Source organism: Microbacterium sp. GW823-FHT02G05, from assembly GCF_058797175.1.
Genome location: NZ_JBXAJK010000002.1, coordinates 425,285 through 443,896 on the forward strand (window position 1 = coordinate 425,285; position 18,612 = coordinate 443,896).

Here is an 18,612-nt window from a genome sequence, read left to right on the forward strand (position 1 = left end):
GGCTCAGCCGGTGCGCACCATCCACACGTCGATCCCGTCGTCCTCGACAGTGACGAAACCGTGGCGTTCGTAGAGTGAGCGCGCGGGCGAACCGCAGAGAACCTGCAGCCGCCAGATACCGGGCGTCTCCGCGAGCAGTGTCTGCAGCACCTGGGTTCCGATGCCCTGGCCTTGTACATCGGCGCGCAGGTAGAACATCTCCAACCATGTGCCATCTGCTGCGGGACGAACGCTGACGGTGCCGACGACGCGGTCGTCGAGAACGATCATCCGCGTGCGCTCGGGCGCGAAGTAGTGCTCCACACGCTCGCGCGAGCGCTCTTCATCCCAGATGCCGAGTCGGTCCAGGTCAGCGCGCAGCACCTCGCGTTTGAGCGCGACGACGGCGTGCACGTCGTCCGGCACTGCCTCGCGCAGCAGAGGCGCGGAGTCGACGAGCATCAGGCGTCGATCGACTCGCGTGACAGCCTGTCGGACGAGTCGACGATGAACTCGCGGCGCGGTGCGACCTCGTTGCCCATGAGGAGTTCGAACACGCGACCTGCGGCTTCCGCGTCCTCCATGCGCACGCGGCGAAGAAGACGGCCCGACTTGTCCATCGTCGTCGTGGCCAGCTGCTCGGCGTCCATCTCACCGAGGCCCTTGTAACGCTGCAGGGGCTCGTGCCACCGCTTGCCGGCCTTGCGGAGCTTCGCCAGCAGGGCGTGCATCTCCTGCTCGCTGTACGTGTAGATCGTCTCGTTCGGCTTGGACCCGGGGTTGATGACGATCACGCGATGCAGCGGCGGCACCGCGGCGAACACGCGTCCTTCTTCGATCAGGGGGCGCATGTAGCGGAAGAAGAGAGTCAGCAGCAGGGTGCGGATGTGCGCGCCGTCGACGTCGGCATCACTCATCAGGATCACCTTGCCGTAGCGGGCGGCGCTGATGTCGAAGGAACGCCCGGACCCCGCGCCGATCACCTGGATGATCGAGGCGCACTCGGCGTTCGAGAGCATGTCACTGACCGATGCCTTCTGCACGTTGAGGATCTTGCCTCGGATCGGCAGAAGCGCCTGGTACTCGCTGTTGCGCGCGTTCTTCGCGGTGCCGAGGGCCGAGTCGCCCTCGACGATGAACAGTTCGCTGCGTTCGACGTCATTGGTACGGCAATCGACGAGCTTGGTCGGCAACGTCGAGGACTCGAGTGCGTTCTTACGGCGCTGGGTCTCTTTGTGTGCGCGTGCAGAGACACGCGCCTTCATCTCGGAGACGATCTTGTCGAGCAGCTGCGTCGCCTGGCTCTTGTCGTCACGCTTGGTCGAGGTGAATCGCTCGGCGAGTTCAGTGCGAACAACCTTCGCGACGATCGCACGCACGGCCGGTGTGCCCAGGACTTCTTTCGTCTGACCCTCGAACTGCGGTTCGGGAACCGTGACGGTCAGCACCGCCGTGAGCCCGGCGAGGACGTCATCCTTCTCGAGCTTGTCGTTGCCGACTTTCAGACGGCGGGCGTTCTGCTCCACCTGGGCGCGCATGGTCTTGAGCAGCTCCTGCTCGAAGCCCTGCTGGTGCGTGCCGCCCTTGGGCGTCGAGATGATGTTCACGAACGACCGCGTCGTGGTCTCGTATCCGGTTCCCCAGCGCATCGCGATGTCGACGGCGCAGGTGCGCTCGACCTCGGTCGCCCGCATCGAGCCATCGGCCTGGAGCACAGGCACGGTCTCCGTGAAATGCCCTTCGCCCTGCAGCCGCCAGGTGTCGGTGACGGGGGCGTCGGACGCGAGGTACTCGACGAACTCGCTGATGCCACCCTCGTACAGGTAGGAGGTCTCGGCGGCGGAGGCGACATCCGACGTTGCGTCGCCCTCGGCACCCGCCGCGCCGCTGGCTGCACCTCTCTCGTCGCGGACCACGAGCTCCAGCCCGGGCACGAGGAAGGCCGTCTGACGGGCGCGCGTCTCCAGTTCAGGCAGCTGGAAGGCAGCATCCTTCGTGAAGATCTGACGGTCGGCCCAGTAGCGCACACGGGTGCCGGTGACACCCTTCGCGGCCTTGCCGATCACGCGCAGCTCGCTGCGCTCCTCGAACGGCGTGAACGGTGCGTCTGGACGCGGAGCGCCGTCATCGGCGAAGATGCCGGGCTCACCGCGGTGGAACGACATCGCGTACGTCTTGCCCCCTCGGTCGACCTCGACGTCGAGGCGTTCTGAGAGCGCGTTGACGACGGAGGCGCCGACACCGTGCAGACCGCCCGAGGCGGCGTAGGAGCCGCCGCCGAACTTTCCGCCGGCGTGCAGCTTCGTGTAGACGACCTCGACGCCCGTCAGTCCCGTCCGCGGCTCGACGTCGACGGGCACACCGCGACCACGGTCGCGCACCTCGACGCTGCCGTCATCATGCAGCACGATGTCGATGCGCGTGCCGTTGCCGGCGACAGCCTCGTCGACGGAGTTGTCGATGATCTCCCACAGGCAGTGCATCAGCCCCGGCGAGCCGTTCGACCCGATGTACATGCCGGGACGCTTGCGGACGGCTTCCAAGCCCTCGAGAACCTGCAGATGATGGGCGGAATACTCGGACGTCACAATTCCCCATCGTATCGCCGTGAGCGTCCATCGCACCGCCGACACTCCCCAGGGTGTGGGGCCTGGCCCGACCGCGGTACGCGGTGAGCGAAACACGCCGTCTTGCGGGCATGACTCCCAGCCAGGCGTGGTTGTATTGAGCACGGTTCCACAGCGATCCGATACCCGAGGAGGCAATGAAATGAACGCGACGACTGAACGAGAAGTACCGGCCGTTGAGCACCGCCTCACGGCCATGGACCGTTGCGATTCCTGCGGAGCGCAGGCGTACATCGCCGCGGTCGTCAATGGCAGCGAGCTGCTCTTCTGCGCCCACCACGGTCGCAAGTACGAAGAGAAGCTTCGCAGCGTCGCCACCTCGTGGCACGACGAGACCGCCCGGCTCTCCGAGGCCGTCTGAGGCGCGACGCCCCACCGACACCGCTACGCGCGATCGACGATTTCGTCGGTCGCGCGTCGCTGTATTCCGGGAGCGAGACGAGTCAGGATCTCCTCACCCACCGTGCCGATCGTCTCGGCGAGCGTCGTCGGCGAGGACTCACCCATGCGTCCCGGTCCGAAGAGCACGACCTCGTCACCGACTGCTGCCCCCGCCCAGGACGCGATACGCGTCGAAGCCAGCCCTATTGAGAGCAGCGCGCGCGCACCGGCGGGGGTACCGACCGTCACCCGGCCGCTCAGGCTGCTCGGAAGGCCGTCAAGGCTCCCGATTCTGACCGTCACCTCATCACCGTCGATCGCGACGACGGGTGCGGTCAGAGACGCCACGGGTGCGAGCTCGGCGATCTCCGGCCCGTCCGCCGAGCGCACGCCGTAGCAGAACGCGCCGACCCGGACGAGAGAGCCACGCAGCTCGGGGCGCTCCCACGTCGCCGCAGACGCGGTGAGGTGCGTGTGCTCGAGACGCGCGCCGAGCTCCTCGGCTTCCCGGACGGCGATGTGGAACAGCGCCTGCGCGGCGTCGTCCTCGGCGTCGCTGGCCTCCGCGAGGTGGCTCCAGACGCCGACGAGGCGGACGCTGCCTGTACGCTCCGCCCCGAGCGTACGACAGACGGCTTCTGCCCACGCTGCAGGGGCGATGCCGTTGCGATGCAGCCCCGTGTCGACTTTGAGATGCACGCGGACGCTGCGACCGAGCCGCTCGGCGGCGGCGATCACGCGCTCGAGATAGTCCATGGACCCCACGCCCAGGTCAATGTCGGCGCGGATCGCCTCGGCGACCTCGTCATCCGCCGAGGTCGCCCAGGCGAACAGACGCGTCTCCGGGCCGAGCTCCTCACGAAGCGCGAGCGCGGTGCCCACGTCGTAGGTGCCGATCCAGCGCACGCCCGCGTGCACGGCCGTCTCCGCGGCCCAGTGCGCGCCGAGCCCGTACGCATCGTCCTTCACGACGAGCATGAGTTCCGCCGGCGCCGTGTGCGCGCGCAGCGCATCGAGGTTGGCGATGAGCTGCGAAGAACGCGGAACAATCGAAGGGGGCATCAGGCTTCCTCCTCGCGCACGCACTTCTGGCCGACGACGCTCACGAGTTCTGCGACCGTGAGGCCGGCGATCTCGCTCCAGAGCGCGAGCTCGGTGCGCGTGCTTCCCCATCCGCCGAAGTACGTCGCCACATCCCCCGGCGCGACCTCCGTATCGCCGACATCCACAACGCACACGTCCATCGCGATGCGCCCGACGATCGGCATGCGCACTCCGTGGATGTCGACGTGGGCGTGATTGCCCAGCGCACGCACGATCCCCTGCGCGTATCCGCCGACGACGAGCGCCAGGGTGGAGTTCGCGGAGGCCCGATGTGTGTAGCCGTAGGAAACGCCGCCACCTGCAGCGATCGGTTTGGTGGACAGCACGCGTCCGGTCATGCGCATCACCGGGTCCGCACGAAGCACGCCCTGTGCATCCGGCAGGCCGTAGAGCAGATGCGGGTCGAGATCTGGCTCCCCCGTCGTCGCGGCGTGCAGGCCGTACTCGCGCAGCAGAGCCACCTCCGCATCCGAGTCGACGAGCGCACCAGCCGCACCGGCGGCGCGCAGCGCCTGCGCGACCATGATCAGACCGTGCCCCCACGCATCCCGACGAAGATCGGCAATCCCCCCACCGGATGCGTTGGCGACCGCCTTCGCTGCGGCGCTCGCCAACGATGTGCGGCTGATGACCGCGCGCGGCACGGCACTCTGGGAAAGCTCGCTCACAGCATCCAGCCTAACCGGCGGCGTTCCGCGCACTTCGAGACCCGATCGCGGGTCAGACCTTCATGTAGGTGAACTTCTCCACATCGATGCGCCCCTCGATCGCGCTGCGCGCCCCTGCGGCGAGCTCATCGAGGACGGCATGCCCCGCTGCGGTCTCGTAGACCAGGCCGCGGCGTGCGGCAGCCGCACGCAGCAGCTCATCGGACAGCTGCGGGTTCAGCGGAAGCACGGGCCCCTGCACATTCGTCGCGAAGGCGTTCTCGTGGCGGATCGTCTCGCCGCGGCGCGGCGCACCCTCTCGGCTCGAGTCGAGAACGAAGCTGCCGATCCCCGCGGTGACCTCGCCGTAGACCTGCGCCTCCGGGGCGAGCACCCACGTGGACGCGTGGTCCTCGAAGCCGATCAGCCGGCCATGGGGAGTCGTCGCGATGACATACCCCACACGACGATCACGCGTGCGCTCCACGCGGAACGGCAGCACGCTCATCCCCTCAACCGTCTGGCCGTCGAGAAGCTCAACGCCCATCGAGAGAAGCTCCGCACCCGCACCGACGGCGAGGACGACGACGCCTTCGGCGATTGCCGCAGCGAGGTCGGCGCGCCGTGCCTGCAGGTCGGCGTGCACACCGCGCATTGCGGACAGCGGACCATTGCCGATCACGATGATGTCCGCGTCGGCAGGAAGCGGTTGGCCGATTCCGACACGCGTCGTCTGCACCGCGAGCCCTGCGCGTTCCGCACGCACCTCGAGAGCACGCACGTTGCCACGGTCGCCCGTGACACCCAGCTCCGCCGGATACAGCTGAACGATCTGCAGCACGGCACTCATCGGCGCGCGACCTCCTGATCACCGTGACCGAGGATCTTACGCCCGATCATCATGAGCTCGTAGTTGACGAACCAGGTCTGGCGACCCGCGCCCGTCTCCGGCAGGGATTGCATGTGCGCGACAGCCTCTTCCATGTCGGGTTCGACCAGTCCGATCGGCACACCGGCATGCTCCAGCCGCAGCGCGAGCTGGTACGCCTTCTCACCGGTGACGACATCGACGTGGTCGAGGACATCGAGATCGACGTCGTACAGCCACGACACGTCGGGCGTGCCCTCGTCGATGGCCATCAAGAGACGCTCGGGAGCAGCATCCTGCGCGTCGAGATTCATCTGCAGGCTGGGCGCGTTCTTGAACATCACGAACTCGACCTGCTCGCCGGCAGGATCGTGACGCAGCGGGATCACCTCGCCGCGCCCGTATGCCGGGGCCATCTGCGCGAAACCGCGCGCAGATGCCTGTGCATCGAAATCAGCGCCCATGACGCGCGCCGCGACCGTCAATGCGGCCGCCGCATCCGCGGCATAGTGCAGGCCCTTGGCGGGAAGTGTCAGTGCGACCGGCGTTCCTGCGACATCCACGGTGATCTCGCGGCCGTTCACCTCGGTGACCTCGGCGAACGCCGAGTGAGCGATCGCACCTGCGTCACCGCTGCGCGTGTCACTCGCGTTGGCGAGGCCGTGGGCGGATGCCGCGACGATGTCCGCACCTACCCCGAAGAACGACACCTCTCCGCGCATCGCGGAGACGTCGATCTTGCTGAGGTACGGATCGTCGCGGTTGATCACGACATGCTCGCTCGCACGGGTCGAAGCATCCAGCATCATGTCGGCGACGCGCTCGGTCTCGTAGAACCGATACAACTGGTCGACCTGGACATTCAGCGAGAGGATCACCGACGGCGACAGCAGATCGGCGAGATCTGCCGCGTAGCCTTCGTCGACCTCCAGCACGGCAACATCGGCGCGGACGCGGCCGGTGATCGTCGCATCCGCGAGCAGAGCGCTGGTGACGCCCTGCGGCAGATTCGCCCCCGTGGGGTTCGTGAACACGGTCAGACCATGCGAGCGCAGAACCTCGCTGACCATATGGGTCGTCGTGGTCTTGCCGTTCGAGCCCAGCACGAACACCACACCGCGCGGAAACTGACCCGCGAGGGTCGGCAACAGCGTCGGCGAGAGCTTGTTCGTCAGATAGCCCGGGAACGCCGAGCCGCCGCCACGCAGACGCGTCGCGAAACGGGCGAGCTTGCCCGCGAGCACCGGGAAGACATAGCGGATGCCCGCCTGCCGTGCTCGGGGGGTACGACCCGGATCACTCAAGGTAGTCCCGCAGCGACTGCGAACGGCTCGGGTGGCGCAGCTTCGCCATCGTCTTCGACTCGATCTGGCGGATGCGCTCACGCGTCACACCGAACGTGTCACCGATCTGGTCGAGCGTCTTCGGCTGGCCGTCGCCCAGGCCGAAGCGCATGCGGATCACGCCCGCCTCGCGTTCGGAGAGCGAGTCCAGCAGCTGCTCGAGCTGGCGCTGCAGCATCGTGAACCCCACCGCGTCGGCCGGGACGACCGCCTCGGTGTCTTCGATGAGGTCACCGAACTCGCTGTCGCCGTCTTCACCGAGAGGCGTGTGCAGCGAGATGGGCTCGCGACCGTACTTCTGCACCTCGACGACCTTCTCCGGAGTCATGTCGAGCTCACGCGAGAGCTCTTCCGGAGTGGGTTCGCGACCGAGGTCCTGCAGCATCTGACGCTGGACGCGGGCGAGCTTGTTGATGACCTCGACCATGTGCACGGGAATGCGGATCGTGCGCGCCTGGTCGGCCATCGCGCGGGTGATCGCCTGACGGATCCACCAGGTGGCGTAGGTCGAGAACTTGAAGCCCTTGGTGTAGTCGAACTTCTCGACGGCACGGATGAGGCCGAGGTTTCCCTCCTGGATCAGGTCGAGGAACTGCATTCCGCGACCCGTGTAGCGCTTCGCGAGGGACACGACGAGGCGGAGGTTCGCACCCAGCAGGTGGCTCTTGGCGCGCTGTCCGTCACGGGCGACCCACTGCAGGTCGAGACCCAGCTGGCTGTTCTTCTCAGCATCCGACATCGTCGACAGCTTCTCTTCTGCGAAGAGACCTGCCTCGATGCGCATGGCGAGCTCGACCTCTTCGGCCGCGTTCAGCAGCGCGACCTTACCGATCTGCTTCAGGTAGTCCTTGACCGGGTCGGCCGTCGCGCCCGTGATCTGGGTCGAGTAGACCGGCACGTCTTCGTCGTCGTTCGACGAGATGACGATCGCGCCCGTGGGCAGCGGCTCGGTGAAAGCGGGCTTCGCACCCTCTTCTTCGTCGTCTTCTACGACGTCTTCGGCCGGAGCATCCTCGTGGACCTCGTCGTCGTCCTTCTTCTTCCGCGTGGCCTTCTTGGGCGCGGCGGCCTTGGCCGGCGCCTTCTTCGCGGCAGCAGCCGTGGTCTTCTTCTTCGCCGCGGGCGCGGCGGCCTCAGCGGTCTCGTCGACGACGTCGACAGTGTCCGCGTCTGCGGCCTTCTTCGTCCGGGTGGTCTTCTTCGTGGCAGTAGTCACGTCTCGCCTTTCATGGGGGCTGCGCAAGCCCGTTCCATTTCGGACACTAGTAAGACCCTTGTCAAGTCAGTACGCCGGGACGACGAACTGATTGACAACGGGTCAGGCCTCCAGTATGACATACGCTCTGGCCCTCGGCGCACTCGACGAGAGAATCGGGGAAAGATTCTCAGCCGCGGCCGAACTTGTCATCGTCAGAGGACGGACGCGAGGCCAGGTAGCGCTCGAGTTCTGCCGCCAGCTCGTCGGCGCTCGGCAGCGATCCCTCGTCGAAGCGGGGCGCGGAGGTCTCGCTCGTGAGCCCCGACATGTAGGAGTCATGGCGCTGTTCGAGGTTCTCCACCATCTGACGCAGCTCGTCGCTGGCTTCCACCTGTTCGGCGACGCGTGCCAGGAAGTCCGGCTCCTGGCTCTGCACCTCGTCCATGTTGAGCACGAGCCCCGTCGCCTTCATCAGGCGGTCACCTGCCGCGAGCACGGCCGCCGGATACTCGGTGTCGGCCAGGTAGTGCGGAATCAGCAGGACGAACCCGACGACGCGCATGCCCTGCTGCGCGAACCGGTACTCGAGCAGGTGGCCCGCGGTCGCCGGAACCTGCGTGCGCGGACGCCACACGGAATGCGCCGCGACGAGCTCTGCACGATTTCCGCTGACGGTCGTCCCCACGGGCCGCGTGTGCGGCACCGGCATCGCGATCGCGTGCACCCACGACATGGATGCGACCTCATATTCGTCCGCGAGCTCGAGAACCGCCTCCGTGAATGCGTTCCAGGCGAAGTCGGGTTCGTAGCCCGAGAGGAGGAGGAAGGGCTGGCCCAGCGCATCCGCCATCAGCGAGAGCTCCAGCCGGGCCGGACGGAAATCGGTGAGGTGGTCGTGCTCGAAGGAGATGACCGGTCGACGCGCGCGGTAGTCGAGGAGAACGTCGTTCTCGAACACGACGACGGGGCGCGGAGATGCCGTCTCGTGCAGGTGATCGATGAGGCCGGAAACGGCGGAGCCGGCATCCGTGAAGCCCGTAAGCAACACGATCAGCGGCAGGCCGGACGGCACGACCGGAGCATTCGCCACGCGTTCGAAAAGGTCACCGGAGTAAGGCATACGCCCATGCTACGAGCACCAGCAGGCCCTGCGGCCCCTGACCGCTGAGAGCGAACACGACGCCGCACCGCACCGCGCGGCGAGCCATCCGAGCGACCCACGAACCTAAGATGGAGGCATGACGCTCCCTACCCTTGAGCTCTCACAAGGCGCTCTTGCGGATGCGAACGTGGATGCAGTCGTCCTCGTCGTCTCCGATCTCTCAGGTTCCTCGTCCGCCCTCGCACCTTTCGACCAGCTCGCTGCCTCGCTCAGCGGGATCGGCTTCACCGGTGCTGCTTCTGCATTCGTGCGCGTACCCGCGCCGGATGTCACGGAGTTGCCGTTCGCCGTGGTCGGCGCGGGATCCTCGCCCGACGCACAGAGCGTGCGCGAGGCTGTGGGCGCCGCGGTGCGTTCGTTCACGGGCTTCAGCCGTCTGGGTGTGCTGCTCGTCGATGATCTCGCCCCGTTCGCGGATGCCGCGGCTGAAGGCGCGCTCCTGGGCGGATACCGTTTCGACGACTACCGCACCTCGGAAGAGAAGAAGCGCGCCGAGACCGTCGTGCTCTTCGCCGATGTGGCCGACGACGTGCTCACCCGCGCTGCGGCTGTCGCCGACGCGGTCGCGCTGACCAAGGATCTGATCAACACGCCCGCCGGATGGCTCGGGCCGGCCGATCTCGCCGATCGCGCCGTCGAGGCCGTCGCGGGTCTCGACGACGTGACGATCGAGGTTCTCGATGAGGACGAACTCGAGGCGCAGGGCTATGGAGGCATCCTCGGTGTCGGTCGCGGCTCGGTGCGTCCCCCGCGCATGGTGCGCGTGGACTATTCCCCCGCAGGCGCCACCTCGCATATCGCGCTCGTCGGGAAGGGCATCACCTTCGACACCGGCGGCCTCTGGCTCAAGCCCGCCGCCAGCATGGTCGGCATGAAGTTCGACATGGCCGGTGCCGCGAGTGTGCTCGCCGCGCTCCGTGCGATCGCGACGCTGCGCCTTCCCGTGCGCGTCAGCGCGTGGATGTGCATCGCAGAGAACATGCCCTCCGGCAGCGCGACGCGCCCCGGAGACGTGCTCCGGATGCTCGACGGCAAGACCGTCGAGGTTCTGAACACCGACGCCGAAGGTCGTCTGGTCCTCGCCGACGGCCTCGCCGCCGCAAGCCGCGAGAAGCCGGACCTGATCGTGGATGTCGCGACGTTGACCGGTGCGATCATCGTCGCCCTCGGCATGCGCCACACGGGTGTCTTCGGTGACGACGACAGCGTGCGGGAGATCCTCGATGCCGCGCACGGCGTCGGCGAGCTCGCCTGGGCCATGCCGATGCCCGACCACATGGAAGAGGAGCTCAAGTCCCCGCTGGCTGACCTCGCCAACGTCAAGGTCGGAGACCCGGCGGCCGGAGCATCCTTCGCCGCGCTCTTCCTTCGTCGCTTCGTCGGACGCACGTCCGATGATGCCGATGCTCCGCGCATTCCGTGGGTGCACCTCGACATCGCCGGCTCCTCCGAGCACAAGGGAAGCCCCTACGGCTACACCGAGAAGGGACCGACCGGCTCGATGGTCCGCACGCTGGTCGCCCTCGCGGAGGCCCGCGCCGCAGGGAGCGACGCATGACCGCGCACACCTTCGACCTCGTGATCCTCGGCGGCGGCAGCGGCGGTTACGCCGCGGCCCTCCGCGCTGCAGAGCTCGGCAAGTCCGTCGCTCTCATCGAGAAGGACAAGGTCGGAGGCACCTGCCTGCACCGCGGATGCATACCCACGAAAGCCCTGCTGCATGCGGCCGAGGTCGCAGAGAACGTCCGAGGCGCAGCATCCGTCGGCATCAGCGCCTCGCTTGAAGGCATCGACCCTGCCGGCGTGCGCGCGTACCGCGAGGGCATCGTCGCCAAGAAGTTCAAGGGGCTCGAGGGACTCGTCAAGGCACGCGGAATCACCGTCGTCGCAGGCGAAGGACGCCTCGAGGGTGAGCGCACTGTGCGCGTCGGCGACGACCTGTACACGGGCACCGATGTGGTGCTCGCGACAGGGTCGTACAGCCGCAGCCTCCCGGGCCTCGAGATCGGCGGACGCATCCTCACGAGCGAGCAGGCGCTCACGCTGGACGAGATCCCGCAGCGCGTCCTGATCCTCGGCGGCGGTGTGATCGGCGTCGAGTTCGCGAGCGTCTGGCGCGCTTTCGGAGCCGAGGTCACCATCATCGAGGCTCTCGACCACCTCGTGCCGAACGAGGACATCGCGCTCAGTAAGGGCTTGGAGCGCGCATTCCGACGACGCGGCATCACGCAGTCCCTCGGCATTCGCTTCCAGAGTGCTACGCAGACGGACTCTGCGGTCACGGTGACGCTGGAGAACGGCACGGAACTCTCCGCCGACTACCTGCTCGTCGCTGTCGGACGCGGACCCGCCACCGCCGAGCTCGGCTTCGAAGAGGCCGGAATCACGATGGAACGCGGATTCGTCGTGACCGACCCCGAACTGCGCACCTCCGTGCCGCACGTCTGGGCCGTCGGTGACATCGTTCCGGGACTCCAGCTCGCACATCGCGGCTTCCTCCAGGGAATCGCCGTGGCAGAGCGCATCGCGGGGCTCTCCCCCGCGATCGTCCCCGAGGCGCAGATTCCGAAGGTCACCTACTGCAGCCCGGAAGTCGCCTCGGTCGGATTCACCGAAGCCGGCGCCGTCGCGGAGCACGGCTCCGAGGCTGTCGTCGCCTACGAGTACAACCTCGCAGGCAACGGCAAGAGCGAGATCATCGGCACCGGCGGTCTTGTGAAGGTCGTCCGCCTCAAGGATGGCCCCGTCATCGGAGTCCACCTTCTGGGCGACCGCGTCGGAGAGCTCATCACCGAGGGACAGCTCGCCGTCGCCTGGGAAGCGCACCCCGAAGACATCGCTCCCCTTATCCACGCACACCCCACTCAGAGTGAGGCACTGGGCGAGGCGTTCCTCGCTCTCGCCGGCAAACCCCTGCACGCACTCTGAGTCGCACGAAACCAATAACGGCGCTGAGGTCACTACACTGAATGCGTCACGAACTTCTTGAAGGAGACTCTGTCATGAGCACATCCGTGGTCCTCCCCGCTCTCGGCGAGAGCGTCACCGAGGGTACGGTCACCCGTTGGCTCAAGCAGGTCGGTGAGACGGTGCAGGCAGACGAAGGCCTGCTCGAGATCTCAACCGACAAGGTCGACACGGAGATCCCCTCGCCGGTTACCGGTGTGATCGAGGAAATCCTTGTCGCCGAGGACGAGACCGTTGAGGTCGGCGCCCTGCTTGCGCGAATCGGTGACGGAAGCGGCGCTGCCGCTCCCGCCGCGGCGCCCGAGGCTGCGGCTCCTGCCGCTCCCGCGCCCGCTGCCGAGCCTGCATCCGCCCCTGCCGCCGAAGCGGCACCTGCACCCGCCGCGGAAGCTCCCGCTGCTCCCGCCGCATCCGGTGACAGCACGGACATCGTGCTGCCGGAGCTCGGCGAAAGCGTCACCGAGGGCACCGTCACCCGCTGGCTGAAGCAGGTCGGCGACACGATCGAGGTCGACGAGGCGCTTCTGGAGATCTCGACCGACAAGGTCGACACCGAGATCCCTTCGCCCGTCGCCGGTGTGCTCCAGGAGATCCTGGCCGCCGAAGACGAGACGATCAACGTCGGCGCGGTCCTCGCCCGTGTGGGCAGCGGCGCAGCTCCGGCTGCTTCCGCTCCGGCTGAGGCTCCGGCGGAACCTGCTCCCGCAGCACCTGCACCCGCACCCGCAGCACCCGCTGCCGCACCGGCTGCACCTGCCGCACCTGCACCCGCCGCGCCTGCTCCCGCAGCACCGACTTCCGCGCCAGCACCTGCCGCCGCGGAAGCAGACGACACCAGCCTGTACGTCACGCCTCTCGTGCGCCGTCTGGCCGCACAGCAGGGGGTCGACCTGAGCACGGTCAAGGGCACCGGGGTCGGCGGACGCATCCGCAAGGAAGATGTCCTGAACGCCGCGAAGAGCGCACCCGCCGCTGCCGCTCCTGCTGCTGCCGCCGCTCCCGCGCCGCTCGAGGTCTCGCCGCTGCGCGGCACGACTCAGCCGATGTCGCGCCTGCGCAAGGTGCTTGCTGAGCGCGCCGTCGCATCGATGCAGCAGACCGCACAGCTGACGACCGTCGTCGAGGTCGATGTCACGAAGCTCGCGGACTTCCGCGATGCGACGAAGGCATCGTTCCTGGAGAAGACGGGTGACAAGCTGTCGTTCCTGCCGTTCTTCGCCCTGGCTGCGGCCGAGGCGCTGCAGGCGTTCCCGATCATCAACTCGACCGTCGAGGGTGACCAGATCGTCTACCCGGCGACCGAGAACCTCTCGATCGCGGTCGACACGGAGCGTGGCCTGCTCACGCCGGTGCTGCGCGACGCGGCGAGCAAGAACATCGCCGAGATCGCTCACGAGATCGCTGACCTGGCGAACCGCACGCGTCAGAACAAGCTCAAGCCGGACGAGCTGGCGGGTGGCACGTTCACGCTGACCAACACCGGCTCGCGTGGCGCGCTGTTCGACACCCCCGTGGTGTTCCTGCCGCAGTCGGCCATCCTCGGCACCGGCACGGTCGTCAAGCGCCCCGGCGTGGTGACCGTGGACGGCAACCCGGCGATCTCGATCCGCTCGTACGTCTACCTCGCGCTGTCGTACGACCACCGTACGATCGACGGCGCTGACGCTGCGCGCTTCCTCGGAGCCATCAAGGCTCGCCTGGAGGCCGCAGACTTCGCATCGCAGCTCGGAGCGTAACCGCACCAGCTCTCATTGAGATGGCGGGTCCGCGACGTCGTAGACGTCCCGGATCCGCCATTTCTCGTCTGTCCGGATCATCACGATCATCTGGGATGCCCCATCGGCGGCGTCAGGATCCCACCGTAGCGCGGCGAGATCTCCGTAGTCCTCCACGAGCGTGAGTGCGCCGCTGTCCGGGCGTGCGCGCAACGCGGAGGCACTCTCGGATGACGGGACGGCCCAGACCTCGGCGCAGGACGGTTCGGACAGATCGCCGCCCTCCGCGCAGCCCTGTGCCCGGGCGAGGAGCGCGGTGAGCGCTGCCAGCGCATCGGTCTGCGCAGACGGGGACGCCGTGTTCGATGCCTCTGCCGCTGCCTCCGCCGGTGCTGCACGCTCCGACTCATCCGCCTGCCCGAATGTCGGCCCCGATGTCGCCGCGACATCCGAATGCGTCACGGCGGTGGCATCATTCAGCTCCGCTGATGGCCAGAGCACGCCGCCCGCGATCAGCAGGACCGCCGTCGCGCGACCGACGACGGCGGGTTTTCGCCATCGGGGCGCGACGAGCGGCGCTGCCTTCTCGGGAGTGCGCGTCCCCCACGCATCCCGATTCTCACCTGCGGGTCCCCGCGCGGCCGCTGTCCCAACAGCAGCACGACGTTCCCCTCGTTCCCGCAGAGATTCTCCCACCCGCGTCAGGCGCCGCTTCCAGCGAGTGATGAAGCGGGCATCCATCTCGTCGTCCTCTGATGATGCGACCGCATCCACGAGACTCCCACGACGGAACTCCGCGCCGGACTGCCGCTCGTCTCCGAACACGGTGCGCACGGAGCGAGCCGCTGCCGGGGCATAGACCGTCGTTCGGAGCGCACGTGGCGCAGCGAGCTCGAAGAGCTCACCTTCCCAACGGTCCCTCGCGGGAAGGACGCGCCGTGCATCGGCCAGCGCTTCACCCAACCTCTCGAGCAGCCGTGTCGCAGTGCGGTCGAGCTGCGTCTCGCGCACGACAGTGAGCACACGCACGCTGGCCACCAGGGCAGTGTCTCCGTCCCCGAGTACGAAGACCGGTCGCCCTGCACTCGTCAGCCACCAGTCGCCGCGCACAGAATCGAGCTTCTCCCCCAGCTCGTCCATCCCGCGCAGCACGCTTGCGACCAGCGTGCTGACCTCCCCCAGGTCGATCGATTCACCGGCGGCACGGCGGCGTCCGAGGAAGACCGTCGCCCGCTCCGTGCACCAGGGCAGGAGCATGTCTTGACCGTCTGCGCGTCGCACCAGGTCGAGCGGGCCAGCGACGTGCTCTGCTCCGGAGAACCTCCACCCCTCCCATCCCCTCCGCGGCGCGGCATCCGCGCGCACACAGATGTCTTCGCCCGAGGAGACCAGATCCCCCGCGTATGGTCCCTCGCCGGGCGCAAGCGCGCGGATCAGGCGGTGCGCACCGGCGATGAGCGGTACGGCGTCGTGATCGAGGTCGGTCATGCAGTCAGTTCAGCGTCTCCACGCATCACCACAGCACGCATCTACGTGCTCGGTGGACAGCGTCAAAGCACATGCTCCTGTGCAGAAATCCCGGATCTCCGGCTCCGTGTTCGCTGACAGCCTTCCGTCACCGGCGGGATCCGGCACAGCAGGCGGGCGCAGACTCGGTAGTCTTGACGTCATGGCAAAAGCACCCGCGCCTGAGAAGCGTCCTGGCTTCTTCTCGCAGATCTCCTCCCTGTTCCGGTTCACCCGCGAAGAGTACCCGTGGCTTCCGTGGGCGCAGATCGCGGTGCTGCTGTTCGGCATCGGCATCGGCCTCGTCATCGGCTACCTGATCCAGCCGGTCACCTGGTGGGGCGTGACGCTGTGGGGCATCACCGGCCTCATGCTCGGCATCCTCGCCGCGCTCTTCCTGATGACGCGCCTGTCGACTAAGGCGATGTACAAGAAGATCGACGGCATGCCCGGCGCCACCGGTCACGTCCTCACGACGAGCCTCGGCCGCCACTGGCAGGCTCCTGACATGCCTGTCGGCGTGAACCCCAAGACGCAGGATGCCGTCTTCCGTGCCGTCGGCCGCGGTGGCATCGTCATCGTCGGAGAGGGTGCACGCGGTCGCCTCACACGTCTCATCAACGATGAGAAGACCAAGGCGCAGCGCGTCGCGCAGGGCGTTCCCGTCAACGTCTTCTATGTCGGCCACGGCGAAGACGAGGTCGAGATCGCCCAGCTGTCCAAGACCATCAAGAAGCTTCCCAAGGCGATCAACAAGCCGACCATGGCGGCTGTCATCAAGCGCCTCGAGTCGGTGTCGCAGTCGCTGTCTTCGCTGCCGATCCCGAAGGGCATCGACCCGCTCAAGGCTCGCGCACAGCGTCCGCGCTGACCGCACGCCACACACGTAATGAGGAAGGCCCTGTCCACACGGACAGGGCCTTCCTCATTGTCTCCCGTCAGGAGAGCGGCTCTTTCGGCAGACGTCGCACCTTCGCGCGGCGACGGCGACGCTCCGGGATCATGGAACGCATCTCATCGAGCTTTCCGAAGCACAGCAGACGGTCTTCCGCCTCGAGCACGACGTGCTTGCGAGGGTTCGGGATGACGGTCACGCCGCGGTGCAGCGTGAGGACGGTGATGTCGCGCTCCCAGAGCCCCGACTCCCCCAGCGTCTTGCCGACGAGATCCGCACCGCCGTGCACGAGCAGCTCGGCGACGCCGTAACCCGTCGAGACGGTGAGGCGCTGACGCACGTCGATCTCGGGGAAGGCGACCTGGTTCGCGATGTAGTCGATGATCGCGCCTGCGACGTCGAGCTTCGTCGCCGTCTCGATGCCCTGGAGTCCAGGCGAGGAGTTGACCTCCATCACCAGCGGTCCGTCGTCGCCTTCGAGCATGTCGACGCCGGCGACGCGCAGGCCCATGATCTGCGCGGAACGCACGGCAGCCTGCTCATACTCGGGATCCAGGGTCACTGGCTCAACCGTGCCTCCACGGTGCACGTTGGATCGGAACTCGTCGCCGTTGGCCACGCGGCGCATCGCGGCGACGACGCGATCACCCACGACCAGGGCACGGATGTCGCGTCCGCGACTCTCCTGAATGAACTTCTGGATCAGCACGTTCTGCTTCGTCGAGTGCAGCGTCTCGATGATCGCCTCGGCCACTTTGACCTGCGGTGCGAGGATCACGCCGATGCCCTGCGTGCCCTCAAGCAGCTTGATGACGACCGGGGCTCCGCCGACGCGCTCGATGGCGGGGCGCACGTCGGCCCGATTGCGCACGAATGCGGTCGCTGGCATCGCGATGTTGTGACGCGAGAGGATCTGGTTCGCGCGCAGCTTGTCGCGAGCGCTGGAGATTCCGTTGGCAGTGTTGGGCGTGTACACGTCCATCTGCTCGAACTGGCGCACCACGGCGGTGCCGAAGTAGGTGATCGAGTTGCCGATACGCGGCAGGATCGCGTCGTAGTCGCTGAGCTGGCGTCCTCGATAGTGCAGATCCGGTTCATCTGCGGTCAGGTCGATCGCGAAACGCAGAGTGTTGAGAACCTTCACCTGATGACCTCGCTGCAGCGCTGCAGCACGGAGACGCTGGGTGGAGTACGCCTGCGGGGCGCGGGAGAGGACGGCGAGCTTCACGGTGATTTCCTGCCAAGATGGTGCGTATGGATCAGACATCTCATTCAAGCACCCTTGTGGGGTGGCGTGAGTGGGTCAGCCTGCCCGATGCGGATATTCGGTGGGTGAAAGCCAAGATCGACACCGGCGCGCGCAGTTCTTCATTGCATGCGCACAACATCGTCGAATTCGAACGCGACGGCGTGCCGTGGGTGCGTTTCGATGTGCAGCCCTGGCAGCATGCAGCATCCGAGCACATCACGGTCGAGCGCCCGATCTTCGACCGTCGCGAGGTGCGCAGTTCCTCCGGTCACACGCAGAAGCGTCTGTTCGTCCTTCTCGATGTCGTGCTCGCCGGCGAGCGGGTCACGGCTGAGGTGACGCTGACCAATCGCAGCTCGATGGGTTTCCGGATGCTGATCGGCCGCGAAGCCCTGCGCCGCGGATTCATCGTGAACCCGGCGAAGTCCTACTTCGGAGAGCGTCCGCCCAAGACACTCCGCCGCCGCAATCGCGGTCGCTGAGCCTCGTCGCCGGCACCCCCGCGCTCAGGCGCGGATGAGCACCGTTCCCACGGCCTTGTCGTGCAGTCCGCGCTGGTCCGCATCCCAGATGACGGCCGGAATGACAATGACGATCAGCGCCGTGCGTACGATCGGCCGCCACAGCCCGACCCAGCCGCCGCCGAGCATCACGAGACGCATGCCGAGGATGCGATGCCCCGGGCTTCCGCCGACGGTCGGGATGAACAGGATCTGCAGCACGGCGAAGACGATGAGCGGCGACCAGAGCGAGGCGCCAGCCTCGGTCGGCAGCGCGAACTGGTTGTACCCGAAGAAGGCGGTCGCGATCAGCGTCGCCGCGAAGTAGTCGATCGCGAGCGCTCCGATGCGACGGCCGGGTCGTGCGATGCTCCCTGGGCCGGTCTTCGGGAATCCGAGGCGCTCACCGGGGAATGTACTGACAGATTCGGGCATGTCTCCCAGCCTAGGCGAGGGGATGTAACAAGCTGG

At 67.2% G+C, this 18,612-nt stretch carries 17 protein-coding genes; 6 read left to right on the forward strand and 11 right to left on the reverse strand.

Going from position 1 to position 18,612, the window contains the following annotated elements:
• Nucleotides 1-3: 3 nt before the first annotated feature.
• Both AC1REM_RS11980 and AC1REM_RS11985 read right to left on the reverse strand, forming a co-directional pair.
• The gene (locus tag AC1REM_RS11980) at nt 4-441 is read right to left on the reverse strand and encodes a GNAT family N-acetyltransferase (RefSeq protein WP_492514820.1); all 438 of its coding nucleotides are present in this window, start codon (nt 439-441) and stop codon (nt 4-6) included.
• The gene (locus tag AC1REM_RS11985) at nt 441-2,570 is read right to left on the reverse strand and encodes a DNA gyrase/topoisomerase IV subunit B (protein WP_492515485.1); all 2,130 of its coding nucleotides are present in this window, start codon (nt 2,568-2,570) and stop codon (nt 441-443) included. The genes AC1REM_RS11980 and AC1REM_RS11985 overlap by 1 nt, the downstream gene beginning before the upstream one ends.
• A 178-nt stretch (nt 2,571-2,748) precedes the next feature.
• Here AC1REM_RS11985 and AC1REM_RS11990 point away from each other — a divergent pair, with 178 nt between their 5' ends.
• Nucleotides 2,749-2,967 (forward strand): DUF7455 domain-containing protein, encoded by a 219-nt coding sequence (locus AC1REM_RS11990; protein WP_204937359.1) that lies wholly within the window; start codon nt 2,749-2,751, stop codon nt 2,965-2,967.
• Nucleotides 2,968-2,990: 23 nt separating this feature from the next.
• On the opposite strand, the gene AC1REM_RS11995 is transcribed toward AC1REM_RS11990, so the two are convergent.
• The 6 genes from AC1REM_RS11995 to AC1REM_RS12020 form a co-directional block, all read right to left on the reverse strand.
• Nucleotides 2,991-4,049, reverse strand: a complete 1,059-nt coding sequence (locus AC1REM_RS11995; RefSeq protein ID WP_492514821.1) for an alanine racemase — start codon at nt 4,047-4,049, stop codon at nt 2,991-2,993.
• Nucleotides 4,049-4,759, reverse strand: coding sequence for an alanine racemase C-terminal domain-containing protein (locus AC1REM_RS12000; protein ID WP_492514822.1), 711 nt, complete (start codon nt 4,757-4,759; stop codon nt 4,049-4,051). The genes AC1REM_RS11995 and AC1REM_RS12000 overlap by 1 nt, the downstream gene beginning before the upstream one ends.
• 52 nt (nt 4,760-4,811) lie before the next feature.
• Nucleotides 4,812-5,588, reverse strand: coding sequence for a type 1 glutamine amidotransferase (locus tag AC1REM_RS12005; protein ID WP_492514823.1), 777 nt, complete (start codon nt 5,586-5,588; stop codon nt 4,812-4,814).
• The gene (locus AC1REM_RS12010) at nt 5,585-6,910 is read right to left on the reverse strand and encodes a MurT ligase domain-containing protein (RefSeq protein WP_492514824.1); all 1,326 of its coding nucleotides are present in this window, start codon (nt 6,908-6,910) and stop codon (nt 5,585-5,587) included. Before AC1REM_RS12010 ends, AC1REM_RS12005 begins: the two co-directional genes overlap by 4 nt.
• Entirely contained in the window at nt 6,903-8,165 is a 1,263-nt protein-coding gene (locus AC1REM_RS12015) for an RNA polymerase sigma factor (protein ID WP_492514825.1), read from the reverse strand. Before AC1REM_RS12015 ends, AC1REM_RS12010 begins: the two co-directional genes overlap by 8 nt.
• A 169-nt stretch (nt 8,166-8,334) precedes the next feature.
• Nucleotides 8,335-9,267: a proteasome assembly chaperone family protein gene (locus AC1REM_RS12020; protein WP_492514826.1), complete on the reverse strand. Its 933-nt coding sequence runs from the start codon at nt 9,265-9,267 to the stop codon at nt 8,335-8,337.
• A 118-nt stretch (nt 9,268-9,385) separates the two neighbouring features.
• Here AC1REM_RS12020 and AC1REM_RS12025 point away from each other — a divergent pair, with 118 nt between their 5' ends.
• The 3 genes from AC1REM_RS12025 (at nt 9,386) to sucB (ending at nt 14,012) form a co-directional block, all read left to right on the forward strand.
• Nucleotides 9,386-10,867: a leucyl aminopeptidase gene (locus tag AC1REM_RS12025; RefSeq protein ID WP_492514827.1), complete on the forward strand. Its 1,482-nt coding sequence runs from the start codon at nt 9,386-9,388 to the stop codon at nt 10,865-10,867.
• On the forward strand, nt 10,864-12,237 hold the full coding sequence (gene lpdA / locus AC1REM_RS12030; protein ID WP_492514828.1) for a dihydrolipoyl dehydrogenase: 1,374 nt from the start codon (nt 10,864-10,866) through the stop codon (nt 12,235-12,237). The genes AC1REM_RS12025 and lpdA overlap by 4 nt, the downstream gene beginning before the upstream one ends.
• Before the next feature lie 74 nt (nt 12,238-12,311).
• Nucleotides 12,312-14,012 (forward strand): 2-oxoglutarate dehydrogenase, E2 component, dihydrolipoamide succinyltransferase, encoded by a 1,701-nt coding sequence (gene sucB, locus AC1REM_RS12035; RefSeq protein ID WP_492514829.1) that lies wholly within the window; start codon nt 12,312-12,314, stop codon nt 14,010-14,012.
• Between the two features lie 12 nt (nt 14,013-14,024).
• Here sucB and AC1REM_RS12040 read toward each other — a convergent pair whose 3' ends face one another.
• Nucleotides 14,025-15,479, reverse strand: coding sequence for a hypothetical protein (locus AC1REM_RS12040; protein ID WP_492514830.1), 1,455 nt, complete (start codon nt 15,477-15,479; stop codon nt 14,025-14,027).
• 181 nt (nt 15,480-15,660) lie between these two features.
• On the opposite strand from AC1REM_RS12040, the gene AC1REM_RS12045 reads away from it, so the two are divergent.
• Nucleotides 15,661-16,368 (forward strand): DUF4191 domain-containing protein, encoded by a 708-nt coding sequence (locus AC1REM_RS12045; RefSeq protein WP_492514831.1) that lies wholly within the window; start codon nt 15,661-15,663, stop codon nt 16,366-16,368.
• Nucleotides 16,369-16,435: 67 nt separating this feature from the next.
• Here the strand turns inward: AC1REM_RS12045 and AC1REM_RS12050 are convergent, their stop codons facing one another.
• Nucleotides 16,436-17,620 carry a RimK family alpha-L-glutamate ligase gene (locus AC1REM_RS12050; protein WP_204937370.1) on the reverse strand — a complete coding sequence of 395 codons (1,185 nt, stop codon included), beginning with the start codon at nt 17,618-17,620 and terminating at the stop codon, nt 16,436-16,438.
• Between the two features lie 26 nt (nt 17,621-17,646).
• Between AC1REM_RS12050 and AC1REM_RS12055 the strand changes: the two genes are divergently transcribed.
• Nucleotides 17,647-18,123, forward strand: coding sequence for an ATP-dependent zinc protease family protein (locus tag AC1REM_RS12055; protein ID WP_492514832.1), 477 nt, complete (start codon nt 17,647-17,649; stop codon nt 18,121-18,123).
• Between the two features lie 24 nt (nt 18,124-18,147).
• On the opposite strand, the gene AC1REM_RS12060 is transcribed toward AC1REM_RS12055, so the two are convergent.
• On the reverse strand, nt 18,148-18,576 hold the full coding sequence (locus AC1REM_RS12060) for an RDD family protein (RefSeq protein ID WP_492514833.1): 429 nt from the start codon (nt 18,574-18,576) through the stop codon (nt 18,148-18,150).
• Between the last annotated feature and the right edge of the window lie 36 nt (nt 18,577-18,612).

Excerpts from the sequence above, each read along its gene's own strand:
- lpdA (WP_492514828.1), top strand. The coding sequence starts at position 10,864 with ATGACCGCGCACACCTTCGACCTCGTGATCCTCGGCGGCGGCAGCGGC.
- sucB (WP_492514829.1), top strand. The coding sequence starts at position 12,312 with ATGAGCACATCCGTGGTCCTCCCCGCTCTCGGCGAGAGCGTCACCGAG.
- AC1REM_RS12020 (WP_492514826.1), bottom strand. The coding sequence starts at position 9,267 with ATGCCTTACTCCGGTGACCTTTTCGAACGCGTGGCGAATGCTCCGGTC.
- AC1REM_RS12060 (WP_492514833.1), bottom strand. The coding sequence starts at position 18,576 with ATGCCCGAATCTGTCAGTACATTCCCCGGTGAGCGCCTCGGATTCCCG.
- AC1REM_RS12025 (WP_492514827.1), top strand. The coding sequence starts at position 9,386 with ATGACGCTCCCTACCCTTGAGCTCTCACAAGGCGCTCTTGCGGATGCG.
- AC1REM_RS11980 (WP_492514820.1), bottom strand. The coding sequence starts at position 441 with ATGCTCGTCGACTCCGCGCCTCTGCTGCGCGAGGCAGTGCCGGACGAC.
- AC1REM_RS11995 (WP_492514821.1), bottom strand. The coding sequence starts at position 4,049 with ATGCCCCCTTCGATTGTTCCGCGTTCTTCGCAGCTCATCGCCAACCTC.
- AC1REM_RS12005 (WP_492514823.1), bottom strand. The coding sequence starts at position 5,588 with ATGAGTGCCGTGCTGCAGATCGTTCAGCTGTATCCGGCGGAGCTGGGT.
- AC1REM_RS12040 (WP_492514830.1), bottom strand. The coding sequence starts at position 15,479 with ATGACCGACCTCGATCACGACGCCGTACCGCTCATCGCCGGTGCGCAC.
- AC1REM_RS11990 (WP_204937359.1), top strand. The coding sequence starts at position 2,749 with ATGAACGCGACGACTGAACGAGAAGTACCGGCCGTTGAGCACCGCCTC.
- AC1REM_RS12055 (WP_492514832.1), top strand. The coding sequence starts at position 17,647 with ATGGATCAGACATCTCATTCAAGCACCCTTGTGGGGTGGCGTGAGTGG.
- AC1REM_RS12045 (WP_492514831.1), top strand. The coding sequence starts at position 15,661 with ATGGCAAAAGCACCCGCGCCTGAGAAGCGTCCTGGCTTCTTCTCGCAG.